An 18,272-nucleotide genomic window follows, 5' to 3' on the forward strand; every position below is an offset into this window, starting at 1 on the left:
CGCAAGCCTATGTCGCGGTAACCCCCTTTGACGCAAGAGTGTTGCGCAGAAAAAGCGTAAGTTGCTGGAGACGCTCGACCCATCGCTCGACGCCTGCCGTGTCCCGGATCAGGTCGTTGCGGATCTCGATCGCGATCGAGGGGATGCCTTGGGCCTCGGCATGGCGGTTCAGCGTCGCATTGAGCAGGCGACCCGAATAGGGCTCGTTGTCGCCGGTGAGGCAGCCCTGCGCGCGGAGCCACTCGACCGCCGGACGGGCAGCGCGCGTGTCCCGATTGTAGAGGATGCCGATCTCCCAGGGCCGCGGCGTGCCGCCATGTTCGAGACAGGGCGTGAAGCTGTGGATCGACAGGATCAGCGATGGCCGCTGGCGTCGGACCTGATCACGGAGCAGGCGGTGATAGGGCGCGTGGAAGCGGGCGATGCGCGCGGTTCGGTCGGCGGTCTCGTTGCCGGGGATCGCATGGCCGTCGCTGCGATGGGGGATCAGGCCGATATGATCGGGCTCGCGGTGGAGGTCGATCACCAGCCGCGACACGGTGGCCAGGATCGCCGGGGCATCGAGCCGGGCGGCGAGCGCGCGGGTCACGGCCGCGGCACCGATATCGACGCCGATATGCAGCTCGAGCAGCGCCGGGTCGATGCCGAGATCGATATCGGCGGGCACCGCATTCGAGGCGTGGTCGCACAGCAGCAGCACGTCCTGCGCGCTGCCAGACAGGATCTCGGCGACGCTCATGCGAACACCGGCCGCCGGCGGGCGTGGAAGGCGGCAAGCCCCTCCGCCAGTTCGTCGCCGCCGAACGCGGCTTCGAAGGCGGCATCGAGCGCAGCGTCGTCCGGATTGCGCAGCGCGCGCTTCAGCTGGCGAACGACGGCGGGGGCATTCTCGGCGATGCGCTGGGCCAGCGCGACGGCTGCGGCGCCAGCATCGGGCGCGCGGCGCTCGACCAGACCGATCCGCGCGGCCGCATCGGCGTCGATGGCTTCTCCGGTGAAGAGCAGCTCGCTCGCCCGCCCCTGCCCGACCTGTGCTGCCAGTCGGGCGACGTCCTCGCGGGGATAGCCGAGCCCGAGGCGTGCGGGCGTCACCGCGAACTGGGCACCGTCCCCGGCAAGCCGCACGTCCGCGGCGAGAACCAGCGCCACAGCCGCGCCGAAGCAGCCGCCATCCACTGCAGCGAGCACCGGCATCGGGAGCGCTGCCAGCGCCTCGATCCCGGCGCGCATCGCGAGGCGGAAGCGGGTGCGGGCGGCAGGATCATTTTGCAGCTGCGGAAACTCGCCGATATCCGCGCCGGCCGAGAAGATGCCGGGCATATCCGAGCGGAGGATCACGGCCCGGGCAGCTTTCAGGCCGGTGGTGGCGGCGGCGAGCTGTTCCCAGCCGGCGATCGGCACCGCATTGCGCGCCGATCCGCGTGCGAGCGCGATCGTGGCGATCGGCCCATCCCAACGAACTTCGATCATGGAGCGGCTGTGCCCGATCCGCGTGCCCAAGTCACGCGATGGCGCGCGGGGGGACTTCCCAGTGGGAAGCGCACCCGCGGGCCAAGGGCAGACGTTCGCGAACGCGTCAGATCCGCCGCCGACACCCTTGTCGTGAAACCGTAAAGATTCGCTTACCGGCTCAGCAAAGCCGGGTCGTGGCGAGCCACCATTCGGGCCGCTGCAAGGCCGCCGCCGCGGCATCCCGCGCGGCGTCGGACTCGAACAGCGCGAAGCAGGTCGCGCCCGAGCCCGACATCCGCGCGAGCAGCACGCCCGGCTGCGCGGCGAGCGCCGCCAGCACCGCGTCGATCGCAGGCGCGATGGCGCGCGCGGGTGGCTCGAGGTCGTTGCGCCCGGCCCGAGCTACGGCGAGCAGGTCGCCCTCGCCGATCGGGCCGTGATCGATGCCGTCCCAGGCCTTGAACACCGCCGCCGTCGAGACACCCACGCCGGGGTTCACCAGCAGCGTCGGCGTACCTGCCAGCCCCTCCAGAGGCTCCAACTGCTCGCCGCGCCCCCTGCCCAGCGCCGTGCGGCCGAGCAGGCAGGCGGGCACGTCCGATCCCAGCGCATCGGCGATCGCGAACAGCTTCGGATCGGCGAGATCCACGCCGTGCAGCGCGGCCAGAGCGCGAAGCGTCGCCGCCGCGTCCGCCGAGCCGCCGCCGATCCCCGACGCCACCGGCAAATGCTTCTCCAGCTCGATCGCATGTGCACCGCCGCCGAACGCCGCTCGGAACCGTGCCGCCGCCCGCATGACGAGATTGTCCCCCTCGCCCGCCAGCACGGCCGCGAACGGACCGATCAACGTGAAGCTATCGGTTTCCGCCGGGGTGACGCGCACGATATCGCCATGCTCGACAAAGGCGAACAGCGTCTCCAGTTCGTGATAGCCATCGGCGCGGCGATGGCGGACGTGGAGCGCGAGGTTGAGCTTGGCGCGCGCGGGCTCGGTGACGGTGCGAAGGTCTTGCATCGCCACCGCCCCTAGCGCGATCAGGAGGCGGCCGTCAGCCCCTCTCGCAGCTTGCGCGCGATCCGCTCGGCATCGGCAGGCGCCGCATGGATCGCCGCAGCCCGCCAGGCATAGCGCGCCTCGAACTGCCGGCCGAGCCGCCAATAGGCGTCGCCCAGATGCTCGTTGGCGGCGGTCCCCGCCGGATCGCTGCGCGCCGCCGCTTCGAGCAGCGCCGCGCCGCGCGCGAGCTCGCCCTGGCGGACATAGGCCCAGCCGAGCGCATCGGCGACTTCGGCGTCCTCGGGCGCGATCTTCCGCGCGCGCTCCAGCAGGCGCAGCGCCTCGGCACCGTCGCCGCCATGGGAGATCAGCGCGGTACCCAGCGTCCGCAGCATCTCGGCGCGGTTCGGCGCGAGTTCGGCGGCCTTGCGCAGCTCGGGCAGCGCCTGGTCCCAGCGCCCGGCCTGTTCCAATGCCAGTCCGTAATCGAGGTGGAGATCGGCGCTGCCTTCGCCGCCGCGCCGCAGCGCCTCGGCATAGACCCGCGCCGCGGCATCGTGGCGCCCCGTGTCGGTGAGGATCTGGGCATAGCGCTCCACCTCCAGCGGGGTTGCGCTACGGTCCTCGGCGAGCGCCTTGGCATCGGCAAGCGCGGCATCGGCGTGTCCAGCATCGCGCAGCACGGCGACGCGTATCCCCGCGGCGCGGCGGGCGAAAGGGCTGTCCTTGGGGATCGCCGCCAGTGTCTGCAGCGCGAGATCGGGGGCCCCTGCACCGTTGATCGCCTCGGCCAGCAGGATTCGCGCGCGGGTCTCGGCAGGGTCGAGGATCAGCGCACAGCGGGCGAGCACGATGGTCAGCGTCGCCATCCGGTCGCCGCCGAGGTCGCTCGCCATCGCACGGAACATGCGCGACAGGGCATAGGCGATCGTTACCGGCTGCGGGGCGCCGAGCGTGCGCGCGACCGCCTCCAGCTCAGGGCCGCCACCTTCGAGCAGGAAACGCGCGCCCTCACGTCCGCGCACGGTAGCGAGATCGATGCGGGCATCGGCATCGCCGTCGCCGGCCAGCGTCGCAATCGCGCCCAGCGCAGCGGAGTCGTCCTTGCCCTGCGCCATCAGCATCAGCGCGCGCTGTGGGGCGGCATAACGTCGGGCGAGCGCGCCCATGTCGAGGCTGTCGATCACCGCGACGCCGTCCAGCCCGCGCGCCTGGGCGAGCCAGGCGGTGAAGATCGGCATCAGGAAGTCGAACGGGGTGCCCTTAAGCCGCTTGACGGCATCGGCGGCGCCCGTCTGGTTGCCCGCGGCGAGCGCCACGGCCATGTCGACCAGCGCCGTGTCGGGCGGCGCGACGCCGGCCTTCTCCATCACCGCCGCTGCACGGTTGGCAAGTGCCATGTCGCCCACCATCAGCGCCTGGCGATAGGCGCGCAGCGCGATCACCGGATCGTCCGGGGTCGCCGCCAGTGCGCGACCATAGCCTTGCGCGGCGACTCCCGCCGCGCCCGCCGCATCGGCGGCACGGGCGCGGACATAGTCGGTCAGGTCCGCGGTCTGCGCCGCCGCCGGGCCCGCCAGCAGCAGCGCAAGACCAAGGCTACATGTTCGGATAATTGGGGCCACCGCCACCTTCTGGCACCACCCAGTTAATGTTTTGGGTGGGATCCTTGATGTCGCAGGTCTTGCAGTGCACGCAATTCTGCGCGTTGATCTGGAACCGCAGATCATCGCCTTCCCCTACGACCTCATACACACCGGCAGGACAATAACGCTGCGCAGGCTCGGCGTACATCGGGAGATTGTACCCGATCGGAATATCCTTGTCCTTCAGCGTCAGATGGACCGGCTGGTCCTCCTCATGGTTGGTGTTCGAGACGAACACCGAGGAGAGCCGGTCGAAGGTGAGCACGCCGTCAGGCTTGGGATAGTCGATCTTGGGCGCCTGGTCCGCGCGCAGCAGCCCTTCATGGTCGGGCTTGAGCTTCATCGTCACCGGCCAGCGCAGGCCGAGATGCTCGCTCCACATCGCCACGCCGGAAAGCAAGGTGCCCCAGGTGTCGCCGAACTTCTTGACCAGCGGCACGACGTTGCGGACGCCGCGCAACTCCTTGTAGACCCAGCTCGCCTCATAGGCTTCCGGATAGGCGGTCAGCTCGTCGCTGCTCCGCCCGGCCTGCACCGCCGCGAAGGCCGCCTCGGCCGCCATCATCCCGCTCTTCATTGCGGTGTGCGTGCCCTTGATCCGCGGCACGTTGAGGAAGCCGGCAGAGTCGCCGATCAGCGCCAGGCCCGGAGCCACCAGCTTGGGCACCGCCTGCCAGCCGCCATCGGAGATTGCGCGGGCGCCGTAGGAAACGCGCTTGCCGCCCTTGAGCAACTCGGCGATTTCCGGGTGCAGCTTCCAGCGCTGCATTTCCTGGAAGGGCGAGAGCCAGGGGTTCTTGTAGCCCAGCCACACGACGAAGCCGATCGCGACCTGGCCGTCGGCCTGGTGGTAGATGAACCCGCCGCCATTGGCGCCGTCGGTCAGCGGCCAGCCCTGGGTGTGGATCACGCGGCCCGGCACATGCTTGGCGGGATCCACGTCCCACAGCTCCTTGATGCCGATGCCATAGACCTGGGGCTGGCTGTCGGCGTCGAGGGCGAACTGGCGGATCATCTGCTTGGAAAGATGGCCGCGGCAGCCTTCGGACAGGAAGGTGTATTTCGCGTGGATCTCCAGCCCAGGCTGGTAATCGGGCTTGTGCTCGCCATCCTTGGCGACACCCATGTCGCCGGTGGCGACGCCCTTCACGCTGCCGTCTTCGTTGTACAGCACTTCGGCGGCGGCGAAGCCGGGGAAGATCTCCACGCCCAGCTCGCCGGCCTTCTCCGCCATCCAGCGGCAGAGATTGCCGAGGCTGCCGGTGTAGGTGCCCTTGTTGTGCAGATAGGGCGGCGTGAGGAACTCCGGATAGGCGGACTTGCCCGTCTCGCTGAGCACCCAATGATGGTTCTCGGTCACCGGCGTGCGCGCCAGCGGGCAGCCATCGTCGCGCCAGCTCGGCAGCAGCTCGTCGAGCGACTTCGGATCGACCACAGCGCCCGAGAGGATGTGCGCGCCGACCTCGGAGCCCTTCTCCAGCACGCATACCGAGAGCTCGGCACCGGCCTCGTTCGCCAGCTGCTTGAGCCGGATCGCCGCGGAAAGACCGGCAGGCCCCGCGCCGACGATCACGACGTCATAGGGCATCGACTCCCGTTCGCTCATCCTTGTTCCCCTAAGTCCTTCGTACTAACACGGCCCTCGCGGCCACCTGTCGTCGCGCCCGCGCAACGTTCCGTCTATCCGGCGATGAAGCCAGATTGACCTCGCCGTCAACTGGGATTCAAAGAATGGGTATGGGGGCAGAACCAGACAATAGCTGGCACAAGTCGCTCGCAAGCGCGCTCGAATGGTGGGATTCCGCCGGCGTCGACGTGCTGGTCGAGAACGAGGTGCGCGACTGGTTCGCCAAGCCCGCCCCGCTTCGCGCCGAGCCGCAGCCCGAGCCTGCCGTAGCGGCGCCGGCGCCCATGCTCCCGCAGACTCTGTCCGAATTCCTCGCCTGGCGAGCGGGCGAAGCGGCCCCCGAGGCCGGGTGGCACAGCCCGCTGATCGCCCCGGCGATCGTCGAAAATCCTGCCTGGACGATTTTCGTCGACATGCCCGAGCCCGAGGACAGCGAAACGCTCTGGAGCGGCCCGGCCGGTGCGCTGCTCGACCGGATGCTGGCAGCCGTGGGGCTTGCGCGCGAGTCGGTGCAGCTGGTGCCGCTCTGCTTTGCCCGGCCGATGACCGGTCAGGTGCCGGCCGATGCCGCGCCGAAGCTGGTCGAGCTCGCCACCCACTTCCTGTCGTTCGTGAAGCCGCAGAAGCTCCTCCTGCTCGGCCATGCGGCGACCCGTGCCGTTCTCGGGCCGGAAGCCTGGCCCCCCGAGCTTCGTTCGCACGACGTTAACCGCTACGACGCCAATACCCAGGTGGTGGCGACCTACCATCCGCGTTCGCTGATCGAGCGCCCGGCCGCCAAGAGCGAAACCTGGAAACATCTGTTGCTGCTGAGCCGGGGACCGAGCCTTTGACCTTGCGCATCCTGCTTGCCGCCACGCTGATGACGGCGCCGATCGCCACGCCGGCCCTGGCCGCGTTGCCCGACGACACCAGCCCCGCGGTCATCGACGAGGACGCCCCTACCCCCGCCGCCAAGCACAAGGGCGACGGCATCCCGCCCCAGCTCGATGCCGATCAGCGCGCCGATTACCGCTTCGTCTTCGATGCGATCCGCGACGGCCGCTGGGCGGATGCGCAGATCAAGCTCGATTCGATGAAGCCAGGCCCGCTCCATGCGATCGCCCGCGCCCAGCTCTACACCGCCAAGGGCTCGCCCCGCGTCGAGGCCGACCAGCTGGTCGCGCTGATCACCGAGGCGCCGGAACTGCCCCAGGCCGAACAGCTCGTCCGCCTCGCCAAAACGCGTGGCGTGAGCGACCTGCCGACCCTTCCGGTCGCGCAGCGGCTGATCTGGTTCGACGGCGCGCCGATCCGCAAGCGCGCCCGCTCGATCCGCAGCGACAATGCCGCGACCGAAGTCGCCATCCTGATGTCCCCCTATGTAAAGGCGGACAACGGCCCCGCCGCCGAGGCGGTCGTCGCGCGCTTCGCCAATGATCTGACGCCCGAGGCGCTGACCGAATGGCAGCAGAAGGTCGCCTGGATCTATTATGTCGCCGGTGACGACGCCAATGCCCGCCGCATGGCCGCCAAGGCCGAGCAGGGTCTGGGCGAATGGACCGCGCAGGCCGATTGGGCCGATGGCCTCGCCGCCTGGCGCCAGCAGGATTGCGCCGGCGCCACCGCCGCCTTCGAGCGCGTTGCCACCCGCGCCAGCGATACCGAGCTGCGCGCCGCCGGGCTGTTCTGGGGCTCGCGCGCCGAAATGGCATGCGGCCGCCCCGATCGCGTCGCCGCCAAGCTGCGCGCCGCCAGCCAATATGGCGAGACCTTCTACGGCCTGCTCGCGCGCTCCAGCCTCGGCCTCGAGGAACAGCGGCTCGAAGGCGACCGGATGGTCAGCAAGGACTGGGCCGCGCTCGAGCGCCGGCCGAACGTCCGCGTCGCCGCCGCGCTGGCCGAGATCGGCGAGACCTCGCTCGCCGACCAGGTGCTGCGCCACCAGGCCAAGTTCTGCACGCCCGACGATCACGGCGCGCTCACCCGCCTCGCCGCCGAGCTGAGCCTGCCGCAGACCGAGCTGTGGCTTGCGCATAACGGGCCCGCCGGCGCCAAGCCGATCGTCGAGGCGCGCTATCCGGTGCCGAACTGGTCGCCCGATGGTGGCTGGCGCGTCGACCGCTCGCTGGTCTTCGCGCACACGCTGCAGGAATCGAGCTTCCGCACCGAGGTGCGCAGCGCCGCCGGGGCGATGGGGCTGATGCAGGTGAAGACCGGCGCTGCGATCGACGTGGGCCGCCGTCGCGGCGTGACCTATGCCGCGAGCGATCTGACCAAGCCGTCGGTCAACATGGAGATCGGCCAGTCCTATCTCGAGCAGTTGCGTGACATGCCGCAGACGCAGGGCCTGCTGCCCAAGGTGATCGCGGCCTATAATGCCGGCCCGAGCCCGGTCGATGCCTGGAACCAGGCCTCGCGCGACGGCGGCGACCCGCTGCTTTACATCGAGAGCATCCCGTACTGGGAGACGCGTGGTTATGTCGTGACGGTGCTGCGCAACTACTGGATGTACGAGTTGCACGACGGCAAGCCCTCGCCCAGCCGCGTCGCGCTGGCGGGCGGCATGTGGCCGCGCTTCCCCGGCATGGCGGGCGCCAAGGCGGTAAAGCTCAAGACCCTGCGCGCGCCGACGCTCACCTTCCCGGCGCCGCAGCCGGTGGAACCCTCGCCGATCCAGCAGCAGTTCCAGCTGCCGGCCACCGGCGCCAGCGTGACGATCAGCGCGGCCAAGCTGCCGAGCGAGGTTGCGCGTGGCAATTGACGAGAGCATCGCCTTCCGCCCCGTCCGAATCGCCGTTCTTACCGTCTCTGACACCCGCACGCTCGCCGAGGACCGTTCGGGCGATCGGCTGGTAGAGCGGCTGACCGAGGCGGGCCATCTCCTCACCGACCGCATGATCCTGCGCGACGATGTCGATGCGATCGCGGCACAGTTCGAAGCCTGGATCGCAGCACCGGGCGTCGAGGTGATCCTCGCCACCGGCGGCACCGGGGTGACCGGCCGGGACGTGACGCCCGAGGCGCTGGCGCGGGTTTGGGACAAGGAAATCCCCGGTTTCGGCGAACTGTTCCGCTGGCTGAGCTACGCCAAGATCGGCACCTCGACGATCCAGTCGCGCGCCACCGCCGGGGTCGCCCGCGGCACCTATATCTTCGCCCTGCCGGGCTCGACCGGCGCGGTCACCGACGCTTGGGACGGCATCCTCGCCACCCAGCTCGACATCCGCCACAAGCCCTGCAACTTCGTCGAGCTGATGGGGCGGCTGCAGGAGCGGTAAGGGCTCCCGGCTCCCGCCGTGCCACTACGGCTCCCGCGTCCCTGCGCTTCCGTGCCCCTGCCCTTGCCGTGCCCCTGCGAAAGCAGGGGCCCAGGGTAGGAGAAGGCATCGCTTGTGACCCTGGGCCCCTGCTTCCGCAGGGGCACTGCTATGGCCAAGCCGATCTGGCAGGAAGCGGCGTCACTCCTCCATCACCCACGCCGCCACCTCATGCCCCTGCGGATCCCGGAAGTGGAATCGCCGCCCACCGGGAAAGGCGAAGATCGGCACCGTCACGACACCGCCGGCCGCTTCCACCGCCGCCAGCGTCGCCTCGAGATCGCCGACTGCGATCACCGGCAGCAATTGCGTGCGCCCCTGCGGATTGCCGTCGATCCCGACATCGGTGTCGCCACTCATCGTCGCCGCATAGCTCGGCCCGAAATCGGTAAACTGCCAGTCGAACACCGCGCCATAGAAACCCTTCAGCGCCCCCACGTCGCCCGCCGGCAGTTCGAGATAATTCAGTCGCGCCATCATCCATTCCCCTCAATGTTCTTGCTTCGTTCTTACATGCACCCTAGCATCGCGCAATGGCAAAGAGTCGCCCCGTCCGCGGCGCCACGTTCAACGAGGCGAGCGCGCGCTTCAACCTCCCCGCCCGCGAGGCGGACGGCGATTGGCTCGACGCGCAGGAAGCGATCGACGGCGCCCCGCCGCCGCTGCGCACGACGGTGACGGTCGAGACCCCGCGCACGATCATCAGCCGCAACCAGTCGCCCGACATCAGCTTCGAGCAATCGGTGAACCCCTATCGTGGCTGCGAGCATGGCTGCATCTACTGCTTCGCCCGGCCGAGCCATGCCTATCTCGACCTTTCTCCCGGCGTGGATTTCGAGAGCAAATTGTTCGCCAAGCCGACCGCACCCGCGCTGCTCCGCGCCGAGCTCGCCAAGCGCGGCTATGTCTGCAAGCCGATCGCCTTCGGCACCAATACCGATCCCTATCAGCCGATTGAATCGACCTGGCGGATCACCCGTGGCTGCCTCGAGCTGCTCGCCGAATGCCACCATCCGGTGACGATCACCACCAAGTCGAACCGGGTAGTCAAGGACCTCGACCTGCTCGCCCCCATGGCGGCGCAGGGGCTGGCGGCGGTGATGCTGTCGGTCACCTCGCTCGACCCCAAGATCGCGATGACGGTGGAGCCCCGCGCGCCGCATCCCGAACGCCGCCTGGCGGCGATCCGGACGCTCACCGATGCCGGTGTCCCGGTGTTCGTCTCGATGTCGCCGGTGATCCCGCACGTCACCGATCACGAGATGGAGCATATCCTCGAACGCGCAGCGGAAGCGGGCGCGCGCGGCGCTTTCTTCCTGCCGGTGCGGCTGCCCTGGGAAGTCGCGCCGCTGTTCCGCGCCTGGCTCGACGCGCATTTCCCCGATCGTGCGGCCAAGGTGATGGCAACGATCCAGTCGATCCGCGGCGGCAAGGACAATGATCCCGGCTTCTTCACCCGCATGCGCGGCCAAGGGCCTTGGGCGGAGTTGCTCCACACCCGCTTCGCCCGCGCGGTGAAGCGCTACGGCCTCGACGGCGAGCGGATGCGGCTCCGCACCGATCTGTTCCGCCCGCCGGCCGGCCCACAGGGCGAGTTGTTCTAGCGCAGCAGCGCCAGCGGCACCGCCCCCGCCATCGCCGCATAGCCCGCCACCGAAGGGTGCAGCCCGTCGCCGCTGTCATAGTCCTTGCGCAGCCGCTTGGGGTCCGCGGGATCGCGCACCGCTGCGTCGAAATCGATCACCGCGTCGAAATTGCCCGGCGTGCGGATCCAGCGGTTGACCGCCTGGCGATCGGCTTCGTTCTGCGCATCGGGATGGTAATAGCCCGAGCCCGCATAGGGCATGATCGTCGCGCCGATCGCCTTGATGCCGCGGGCGTGCGCGCGGACGACGATCTGGCGATACGCGTCGATCATCCGCCCGACCAGCGCCGTGTGCGCGGCTGCCGGCACCGGCGCCTCACGGGTGAGCGTGCCGAGATCGTTGACGCCCTCCAGCACGATCAGATGGGTGACGCCCGGCTGGCCGATCACGTCATGGTCGAAACGCGCCAGCGCGTTCGGGCCCAGCCCGTCGTTGAGCAGCCGGTTGCCGCCGATCCCTGCGTTGAGCACCGCCACCTCGCCCATCCCCGGTGCGGCGCGCAGCCGGCGCTGGAGCGCATCGGTCCAGCGGGCATTGGTGTTGGGCTTCACGCCGTAGCCGTCGGTGATCGAATCCCCGAACGCGACGATCGCGCGCGCCCTGGGCGCCACCGCCTCGATGCCGGCGATCTGGAACCAGTGATCGACGGTCTTGGCGCCCGTCAGGTCCGGATCGGCGCTGTGGTTGCCATGGACGAGATAGGAGGTCGCACGCGAGCCCGGATGCCCGGTCTGCTGCGCCGGCGGAGTGGCGACGTAGAGCGAGATGGCGAGGTCGGTGCCGCCCGCGCCCTTGAGCTCTACCGGGTCGCTCCAGTAATCGGCCCCCGCCGGGATCGTCACTGCCGTCGCGCCGCCGAAGCGCAGCGGACGCAGCGTGGCAGCGTCGATCTTCGGGCTCGCGACGTCCACCGCGCGGGCGATGGTCGCGCCATCGATGATCAGCGGCGCGCTGCCGAAGCGGTTGGTGAAGCGCACGCGCAGCCGCGTCGCAGGCCCCTGCAGCCGGACGATCTGGCGCAGCGTGGCATCGGTTAGATCGGTGGCGGGCAGAGCATTCTGGGAGTCGAGCGCCAGCTGCGAGCTCCACCAGGCGGTCGTCCAGCGATCACCCGGCGAGGCCTGCGCCGTCGCCGCCGCGAGCAACCCGACCGCGACCCAGCGCAGCATCTTCGCCATACACCCTCTCCATAAATGCTTGATAGCGGTACCATAGTTGGCTGGCGGGACAGGGCAAGCGCTTAGACGTACAGGTGTACCATTGCGACAAAGCAGTAGGCTGCCCTAAGCTTGCGCTAACCACGACCAAGGAACCTCGATGCGCGCGCTTCTCTTCGCCTCCTCTGCCCTGCTGCTACCCGTCGCCGCTCTCGCCCAGACCCCTGCCGTGCCCACCGGCAAGTTGCCCGATGCCGCCACGCCGATCGCCTACCGCCTCGATTTCACCATCCTGCCCGCGAAGGATCGCTTCAACGGCCACACCGAGATCGACATCGACCTGAAGGCGCCCGCGCGGACGATCTGGATGCATGGCCGCGACCTGCACGTCGCCAAGGCGGTCGCGCGCAGCGGCGGCAAGTCGGTTACCGCCACCTTCACCCAGAAGAGCGCAACCGGGCTCGCCGAGCTCGACTTCGGCAAGACGCTGCCCGCCGGTCGCGTGACGTTGGTATTCGACTATGACGCCGCGTTCGGCACCGGCACCCAGGGGCTCTACCATGTGAAGGTCGAGGACGCCTGGTACAGCTGGACCCAGTTCGAATCGATCGAGGCGCGCGCCGCCTTCCCGTCCTTCGACCAGCCCGGCTACAAGACGCCGTTCACCGTATCGATCACCACCAAGCCCGGCTTCACCGCGGTCAGCAACGCGCCCGAGGCGAGCAGCCGCAAGGCGGGCACGCTGGTCCGCCATCAGTTTGCGCCGACGAAGCCGCTGCCGACCTATCTCGTCGCGCTGGTCACCGGCCCCTTCGCCACCGCCGCGACGATGATCCCGCCGACGCCCCAGCGCAGCACCCCGATGCCGCTGGGCGTCGTCGGTACCAAGCCCAATGCCGGCCAGCTCGCCTTTGCACGCGACGAATCGGGCAAGATCGTCTCGCTGCTCGAAAATTATTTCGGCCAGCCCTTCCCCTTCCCCAAGCTCGACCAGATCGGCTCGCCGATCATGCCAGGCGCGATGGAGAATGCCGGCGCCGACATCTATGGCGACGGCATCATCTTCCTCGACGAGAAGGATAGCAGCGAACGCAAGCAGGCGTTCGGCATGGTGGTCGCGCATGAGCTGGCGCACCAGTGGTTCGGCGACCTCGTCACGCCGGCGTGGTGGGACGACATCTGGCTCAACGAGAGCTTCGCCAACTGGATGGGCTATCGCATCGGCAACGAATGGCGCCCGGGCCTGCAGATCGAATTGAACGCGATCGAGGAAGGCTTCGACGCGATGGATCTCGATGCGCTCGCCGCCGGCCGCCCGATCCACCAGCCTATCCCTAATGACGGCGACATCGACGCGGCGTTCGACCAGATCACCTATGGCAAGGGCGGCCAGGTCGTCGCGATGATCGCCGCCTATATGGGCGACGAAGCCTTCCGCGAGGGCGTGCGGCTACACATGAAGCGCCACGCCTATGGCAATGCCAGCACCGACCAGTTCTTCGCCTCGCTGGCCGATGCCGCGCATGATCCGCGCGTGCTGGCGTCGCTGAAGAGCTTCGTCGATCAGCAGGGCGTGCCGCTGGTGACGCTGCACCGCGAAGGAACCACGCTCACCGCCACCCAGTCGCGCTACGGCTTCTTCGGCGCCAACCTGCCCGCCGAGCAGTGGATCGTGCCGCTGTGCGTTCGTCAGGGCGAGACCAAGGCCTGCAGCCTGCTCGATAAGCCGAGCATGACCCTCTCGGCCAAGGGTAGCGGCGCGCTGGTGCCCAATGCGGGCGGCTGGGGCTATTATCGCTTCGAGCTCGATCCCGCCGATTGGGACGCGCTGATCGTCGCCACCCCCAGCCTGCCCGCCGCCGAGGTGCTCGCCGTCGACGACAGCGCGTGGGCCAGTTTCTACGCCGGTCGCAGCCCGGTGACCCGCACCATCGCGCTCACCCGCGCCACCGCGAAGCACGCCTCCACCAAGATCGTCTTCCAAAATGCCCATAATCTGCGCGACCTGGAGAAGCGCGGGCTGATCACCGCGAACGCGCTGCCCGCCTATCGCAAGCTGTTCGTCGAGCTGTACGGCCCGATGCTGACCAAGATCGGCTTCGATCCCGCGACCGGCGCCTATGACAAGGAAGAGGCCGATCAGCGCGAGCTACGCAAGGATCTGGTGGGTCTGGTTGCGGTCACCGGCCATGATCCGGCCCTTCGCACCAAGCTGATGACGGCGTTCGATGCGTTCGTCGCTGGGGACGACAAGGCGCTCGACCCGGCATGGCGCGGCGTCGCGGCGGGCATCGCGCTCAACGAGCGCGGCGTACCCTTCGCGCAGACGCTGCTCACCCAGAGCGTCGGCAAACCCGCGCTGTTCGAGGCGCTCGGCCAGGGCGTGACCGGGTCGAACAATCCGGACATCGCCCGCTGGTTCCTCAACGACTTCCAGGATCCCCGCGTCGATGCCCGCAAGCGGCTGTTCACCGTCGCCGGCTTCCTCAAGTCGCCCTATACCCGCGACCTCGCCAGCGACTTCATGATCGCGCATTTCGATGAGTTCGTGAAGAATGGCGGCGGCGGCGGCGTGTTCTCGGGCCGGGCGGCGCAGATGTTCGGCGCGCTCTGCTCGAACGCGCAGGCCGATGCGGTCGACGCCAAGCTGCGGCCGACCACCAAGGGCAGCACGCTCAATCTCGACCGCGCGATCGAGACGATCCGCACCTGCGCCCGCTTCCGCGACGCGAAGGCGGGCGAGGTGAGCGCGGCGATCGTGGCGGGGAAATGAGCATCGTGCGGGGGGAGCAGCCCCCCGCACCAGCATGGGCCGGGCCTTGGCTTCGGCGAAGGCTTTCAATTGGCGGAAGCCTGGCGGCCCGCGCGTCCCCGACTTGCCAGAGTCATCTTCCGCGCTTAGCGATGGAAGATGACTCAAGCCTCCGATATCGTCGCCGACCTGGATCGGCTCTATCGCGCCTCGGTCGAACGACTGCAGCAGGCGCTCAACCGCTACATCACCGACGGCACCACGCCCGATCCCGAGACGCGGACTGACGGCAGCTTCGCCTATCCGGAGCTCCGCGTCACCTATCGCGGCGGCGTCAACAAGCCGATTCCGCGCCGCTCGTTCGGCCGGCTGGTCGAAGCGGGGGACTACCGCATCTCGGTGACGCGCCCGGCAATGTTCGCCGAATATCTCACCGAGCAGCTCACCTTCCTGATCGAGGATTATGACGTCGAGGTGCACGCCGTCACCGGGCGGCAGGAAATCCCCTTCCCCTATGTGCTCGATCCCAACACGATCCTGAGCCTGGACGACGTCTCGGCAACCGAGCTCGGTCGGCATTTCCCGGCGACCGAGCTGTCGCATATCGGCGACGAGATCGCCGACGGCATCTGGATCAGCCAGGACGAGACGCGGCCGCTGGCGCTGTTCGATGCGCTGCGCACCGATTTCTCGCTGGCGCGGCTCAAGCACTATACCGGCACACCGGTCGAGCATTTCCAGCAATATATCCTGTTCACCAATTACCACCGCTATGTCGACGAGTTCGTCCGCTGGGCCTGCGCGCAGCTGGGGCCGGAGAGCCGCTTCACCGGCGTATCGGGCGCGGGCGGGATCGTGATCGAGGATGCGGCGGACGCCGACCGGCTGGTCAGCGACGGCGCGTGGCGGCGGCACCAGATGCCCGCCTATCACCTGATGGCCGAGGGCGGCACCGGGATCACCTTGGTCAATATCGGCGTCGGCCCGTCCAATGCGAAGACGATCACCGATCACCTCGCGGTCATTCGCCCCGAGGCGTGGCTGATGATCGGCCATTGCGGTGGCCTGCGCCCGAGCCAGCGGATCGGCGACTATGTGCTCGCCCATGCCTATCTGCGCGACGACCACATCATGGACGACGTGCTGCCGCCGGAAATCCCCATCCCCGCCATCGCCGAAGTCCAGCAGGCGCTGGCACGGGCGGCGGAGACGGTCTCGGGCCAATCGGGCGACGAGCTCAAGCAGCGCCTGCGCACCGGCACGATCGTCACCACCGACGATCGCAACTGGGAGCTGCGCTATTCTCAGTCAGCGCTGCGTTTCTCGCTGAGCCGCGCGGTGGGCGTGGACATGGAGTCGGCGACGCTGGCGGCCCAGGGCTATCGCTTCCGCGTGCCCTATGGGACGCTGCTCTGCGTCTCTGACAAGCCGCTCCACGGCGAGCTCAAGCTGCCGGGCCAGGCCAACCGCTTCTACGAGCGCGCGATCGCCGAGCATCTCAAGATCGGCATCGAGGCATGCGAGGAACTCCGCCGCGAAGGTGCCAAGCTGCACAGTCGTAAGCTGCGCGCGTTTAACGAGCCGCCGTTCCGGTGATCCTGCCTATCCCCCCCTTAGAGGGGGAGGCAATCGCATTTGCTCAAACCTCCGCCATCCCCGCGGAGGCGGGGATCCATGGGCGCTGAACCGGAGGTTCTTTCCCCGAGCGTCCAGGCGAATGGATTCCCGCCTTCGCGGGAATGACGAGGTCTGGTTGCCTCGGGCTTATCGTTGCCCGTTGTAAGACCGATCAGAACACCGTTTCGAGCAGCACCACGCTCGGGTCGCCCTCGACCTCGCGCGCGACAAAGCCCATCTCTCGTTCCAGCTCGATCGCCAGGTGGTTCTCGCGGCTCTCGATCGACTGCAGCCGCTTGACGCCCCGCGCCTTTGCCTCGGCGGTGATGTAGTTGAGCAGGCTCCAGCCCACCCCCTGCCCCTTGCGGTCGGCGCGGATCGAGATGGCGACTTCGGCTGTCTCCATCGCGTCGTCGCAGGCAAGCATGCCCGAACCGACCAGTTCGCCCTCGGCGGTGAACGCCAGATAGCTCTCGGTCTTGTGGTGATCCACCTCGATCAGCGCCTTGGCCTGGTGCGGCTGGAGCTGCGGGGCCGCGGTGAAGAAGCGAAAGCGGCGGTCCTCGTTCGAGACGTGATCGAAAAAGTCCCGAAGCAGCGCCTCGTCGTCAGGACGCACGGTGCGTACGTCGATGACGAGCCCGGAGCGGGTCGGCAGCTGGACAGGCTCGGCGGTGGTCGCGGTCATGACGAAATCTCCCGGGGAATGCTGGTATCGCGGTAAACCTATTGGCGACGCGCGCTTATCCGTAAAGGCCGCAGGCTTCACGCCAGCGCGACGGCGCCACCCGCATCTGCTTCCTGCAAGGCGGGCACCACTACCGAAACGACCCGGTTCCGCCCGCCCTGCTTGGCCGCATATAATGCGTGATCGGCCTCGTTTACCAGTCGCTGCCATGCGCCGCCCCCGTTCCGCGCCTCGGCATGGCCGACGCTGATGGTGCACTGAAGCACCGCGCCGCCCTCTACCGCGATCTGCAGATCCGCCACCGCCGCGCGCAGCCGCTCCGCAAGCGCCGCCGCCGTGCCGGAATGCGCGGGCAGCACCAGGAATTCCTCGCCGCCCACCCGACCGACCACATCCCCCGGCGATGCCGTTTCCGCAAGCGCACGAGCGACCGCGCGCAGGACCGCATCGCCGGAGGCGTGACCCCAGCCGTCATTCACCTTCTTGAAGTGATCGACGTCGATCATGAGCGCCGCAATTGCGCGGTGCTGCCGGGTCGCCTGCGCTGCCCGCGCCATCCCCTGCTCCCAGATGACGCGTCGATTGACGAGCCCCGTCAGCGGGTCGCGCGACGCATAGTGTAGCAACTCCGCATCGAGCTGGCGGGTAAGCATCCACAAAAAGCACGGGGTGATCGCGCAGGTGAGAACCAGCCGCGAGGTCAGGCCGAAGGTCGTCGTCGGATCCCCGTCCCCGTCGGCATCGGGGTTGAAAACCCACCAGAGCATTCGGGCCAGCAGAACCAGCGCCCAGAGCATGTGGATGGCCCCTGCCAGCCGTGCGACCGGCCGGCGCGACACATCGAGGCACTGCCACAGGGCCATCGCCGCGCCGACGGTGAGGATTCCGCGAACGGCACAGCCCATCGCCACCATCACGCGCATGTTCTCGAAATGCGACAGGACATAGGCGATTTCGATCGTCGCAAGCAGTATTGCCGGGCCCAGGATCCACAACTCGATCCGCGGCCGCTTCAAATAGAGATGCACGGCCACAAAATTAAGAGCGGCCCCCAGATCGATCAGAAGATTGCCGGAAAGGCCCAAACGCGGCAGGGAAATCGCAAAGGCAGGCAGCATCAGCACGCCAAAGCCGGCGGCGAACGCCAAATAGGCGATACACCAGGCAAGCAGACTATAGGGTGGCACGAACCGCGGTCGGATCGAAAAGGCCAAGAGGAAAGCGAGGCTCGACAACAGCGAGATCAGCGCATTCACGGCAATCAGCGTTCCGGCATGCAAAACCATTTCCAGCTGCTGCATTCCCTCGAGTGTCCGGGCTCGATCTGCCTTCAATATAGCGCACATATGGAAGCACGACTGTGCTGGCGAGACGATTCAACGTTGCAAAGT

Annotated in this window: 15 protein-coding genes; 6 read left to right on the forward strand and 9 right to left on the reverse strand. The window is 68.3% G+C overall.

The window, feature by feature from the left end; genetic code table 11:
* Positions 1 to 7: 7 nt before the first annotated feature.
* From BM009_RS07765 to BM009_RS07785, 5 genes are all read right to left on the reverse strand, one after another.
* Positions 8 to 739, reverse strand: a complete 732-nt coding sequence (locus BM009_RS07765; RefSeq protein WP_093295194.1) for an N-formylglutamate amidohydrolase — start codon at positions 737 to 739, stop codon at positions 8 to 10.
* Positions 736 to 1,470 (reverse strand): enoyl-CoA hydratase/isomerase family protein, encoded by a 735-nt coding sequence (locus BM009_RS07770; protein ID WP_093295195.1) that lies wholly within the window; start codon positions 1,468 to 1,470, stop codon positions 736 to 738. The genes BM009_RS07765 and BM009_RS07770 overlap by 4 nt, the downstream gene beginning before the upstream one ends.
* 160 nt (positions 1,471 to 1,630) lie before the next feature.
* Positions 1,631 to 2,467, reverse strand: coding sequence for a 4-(cytidine 5'-diphospho)-2-C-methyl-D-erythritol kinase (locus tag BM009_RS07775; RefSeq protein ID WP_093295197.1), 837 nt, complete (start codon positions 2,465 to 2,467; stop codon positions 1,631 to 1,633).
* Between the two features lie 20 nt (positions 2,468 to 2,487).
* Positions 2,488 to 4,074 carry a tetratricopeptide repeat protein gene (locus BM009_RS07780; protein WP_254772196.1) on the reverse strand — a complete coding sequence of 529 codons (1,587 nt, stop codon included), beginning with the start codon at positions 4,072 to 4,074 and terminating at the stop codon, positions 2,488 to 2,490.
* The gene (locus BM009_RS07785) at positions 4,049 to 5,701 is read right to left on the reverse strand and encodes an electron transfer flavoprotein-ubiquinone oxidoreductase (protein ID WP_093295198.1); all 1,653 of its coding nucleotides are present in this window, start codon (positions 5,699 to 5,701) and stop codon (positions 4,049 to 4,051) included. Before BM009_RS07785 ends, BM009_RS07780 begins: the two co-directional genes overlap by 26 nt.
* A 131-nt stretch (positions 5,702 to 5,832) precedes the next feature.
* Between BM009_RS07785 and BM009_RS07790 the strand changes: the two genes are divergently transcribed.
* The 3 genes from BM009_RS07790 to moaB are packed head-to-tail and all read left to right on the forward strand — an operon-like array spanning position 5,833 to position 8,982.
* Positions 5,833 to 6,555: a uracil-DNA glycosylase family protein gene (locus BM009_RS07790; protein WP_093295200.1), complete on the forward strand. Its 723-nt coding sequence runs from the start codon at positions 5,833 to 5,835 to the stop codon at positions 6,553 to 6,555.
* Positions 6,552 to 8,465 (forward strand): lytic transglycosylase domain-containing protein, encoded by a 1,914-nt coding sequence (locus BM009_RS07795; RefSeq protein ID WP_093295201.1) that lies wholly within the window; start codon positions 6,552 to 6,554, stop codon positions 8,463 to 8,465. Before BM009_RS07790 ends, BM009_RS07795 begins: the two co-directional genes overlap by 4 nt.
* Positions 8,455 to 8,982, forward strand: a complete 528-nt coding sequence (gene moaB, locus BM009_RS07800) for a molybdenum cofactor biosynthesis protein B (RefSeq protein ID WP_093295811.1) — start codon at positions 8,455 to 8,457, stop codon at positions 8,980 to 8,982. Before BM009_RS07795 ends, moaB begins: the two co-directional genes overlap by 11 nt.
* A 180-nt stretch (positions 8,983 to 9,162) precedes the next feature.
* On the opposite strand, the gene BM009_RS07805 is transcribed toward moaB, so the two are convergent.
* A complete protein-coding gene (locus tag BM009_RS07805) occupies positions 9,163 to 9,498 on the reverse strand; it encodes a VOC family protein (protein WP_093295813.1) in 336 nt (111 codons plus the stop codon).
* 56 nt (positions 9,499 to 9,554) lie between these two features.
* On the opposite strand from BM009_RS07805, the gene BM009_RS07810 reads away from it, so the two are divergent.
* The gene (locus tag BM009_RS07810; RefSeq protein ID WP_093295203.1) at positions 9,555 to 10,625 is read left to right on the forward strand and encodes a PA0069 family radical SAM protein; all 1,071 of its coding nucleotides are present in this window, start codon (positions 9,555 to 9,557) and stop codon (positions 10,623 to 10,625) included.
* Here the strand turns inward: BM009_RS07810 and BM009_RS07815 are convergent.
* Positions 10,622 to 11,845, reverse strand: a complete 1,224-nt coding sequence (locus tag BM009_RS07815; protein WP_093295204.1) for an SGNH/GDSL hydrolase family protein — start codon at positions 11,843 to 11,845, stop codon at positions 10,622 to 10,624. The genes BM009_RS07810 and BM009_RS07815 overlap by 4 nt on opposite strands.
* 139 nt (positions 11,846 to 11,984) lie before the next feature.
* On the opposite strand from BM009_RS07815, the gene BM009_RS07820 reads away from it, so the two are divergent.
* Both BM009_RS07820 and BM009_RS07825 read left to right on the forward strand, forming a co-directional pair.
* Positions 11,985 to 14,597 carry a M1 family metallopeptidase gene (locus BM009_RS07820; protein ID WP_093295206.1) on the forward strand — a complete coding sequence of 871 codons (2,613 nt, stop codon included), beginning with the start codon at positions 11,985 to 11,987 and terminating at the stop codon, positions 14,595 to 14,597.
* Positions 14,598 to 14,735: 138 nt separating this feature from the next.
* A complete protein-coding gene (locus tag BM009_RS07825) occupies positions 14,736 to 16,172 on the forward strand; it encodes an AMP nucleosidase (RefSeq protein WP_093295207.1) in 1,437 nt (478 codons plus the stop codon).
* 193 nt (positions 16,173 to 16,365) lie between these two features.
* On the opposite strand, the gene BM009_RS07830 is transcribed toward BM009_RS07825, so the two are convergent.
* Both BM009_RS07830 and BM009_RS07835 read right to left on the reverse strand, forming a co-directional pair.
* On the reverse strand, positions 16,366 to 16,881 hold the full coding sequence (locus BM009_RS07830) for a GNAT family N-acetyltransferase (RefSeq protein ID WP_093295209.1): 516 nt from the start codon (positions 16,879 to 16,881) through the stop codon (positions 16,366 to 16,368).
* Positions 16,882 to 16,958: 77 nt separating this feature from the next.
* Positions 16,959 to 18,182, reverse strand: coding sequence for a GGDEF domain-containing protein (locus tag BM009_RS07835; RefSeq protein ID WP_175487943.1), 1,224 nt, complete (start codon positions 18,180 to 18,182; stop codon positions 16,959 to 16,961).
* Positions 18,183 to 18,272: the final 90 nt, after the last annotated feature.

Origin of the sequence: Sphingomonas sp. NFR04, assembly GCF_900114095.1 — a bacterium.
Lineage (GTDB): Bacteria > Pseudomonadota > Alphaproteobacteria > Sphingomonadales > Sphingomonadaceae > Sphingomonas.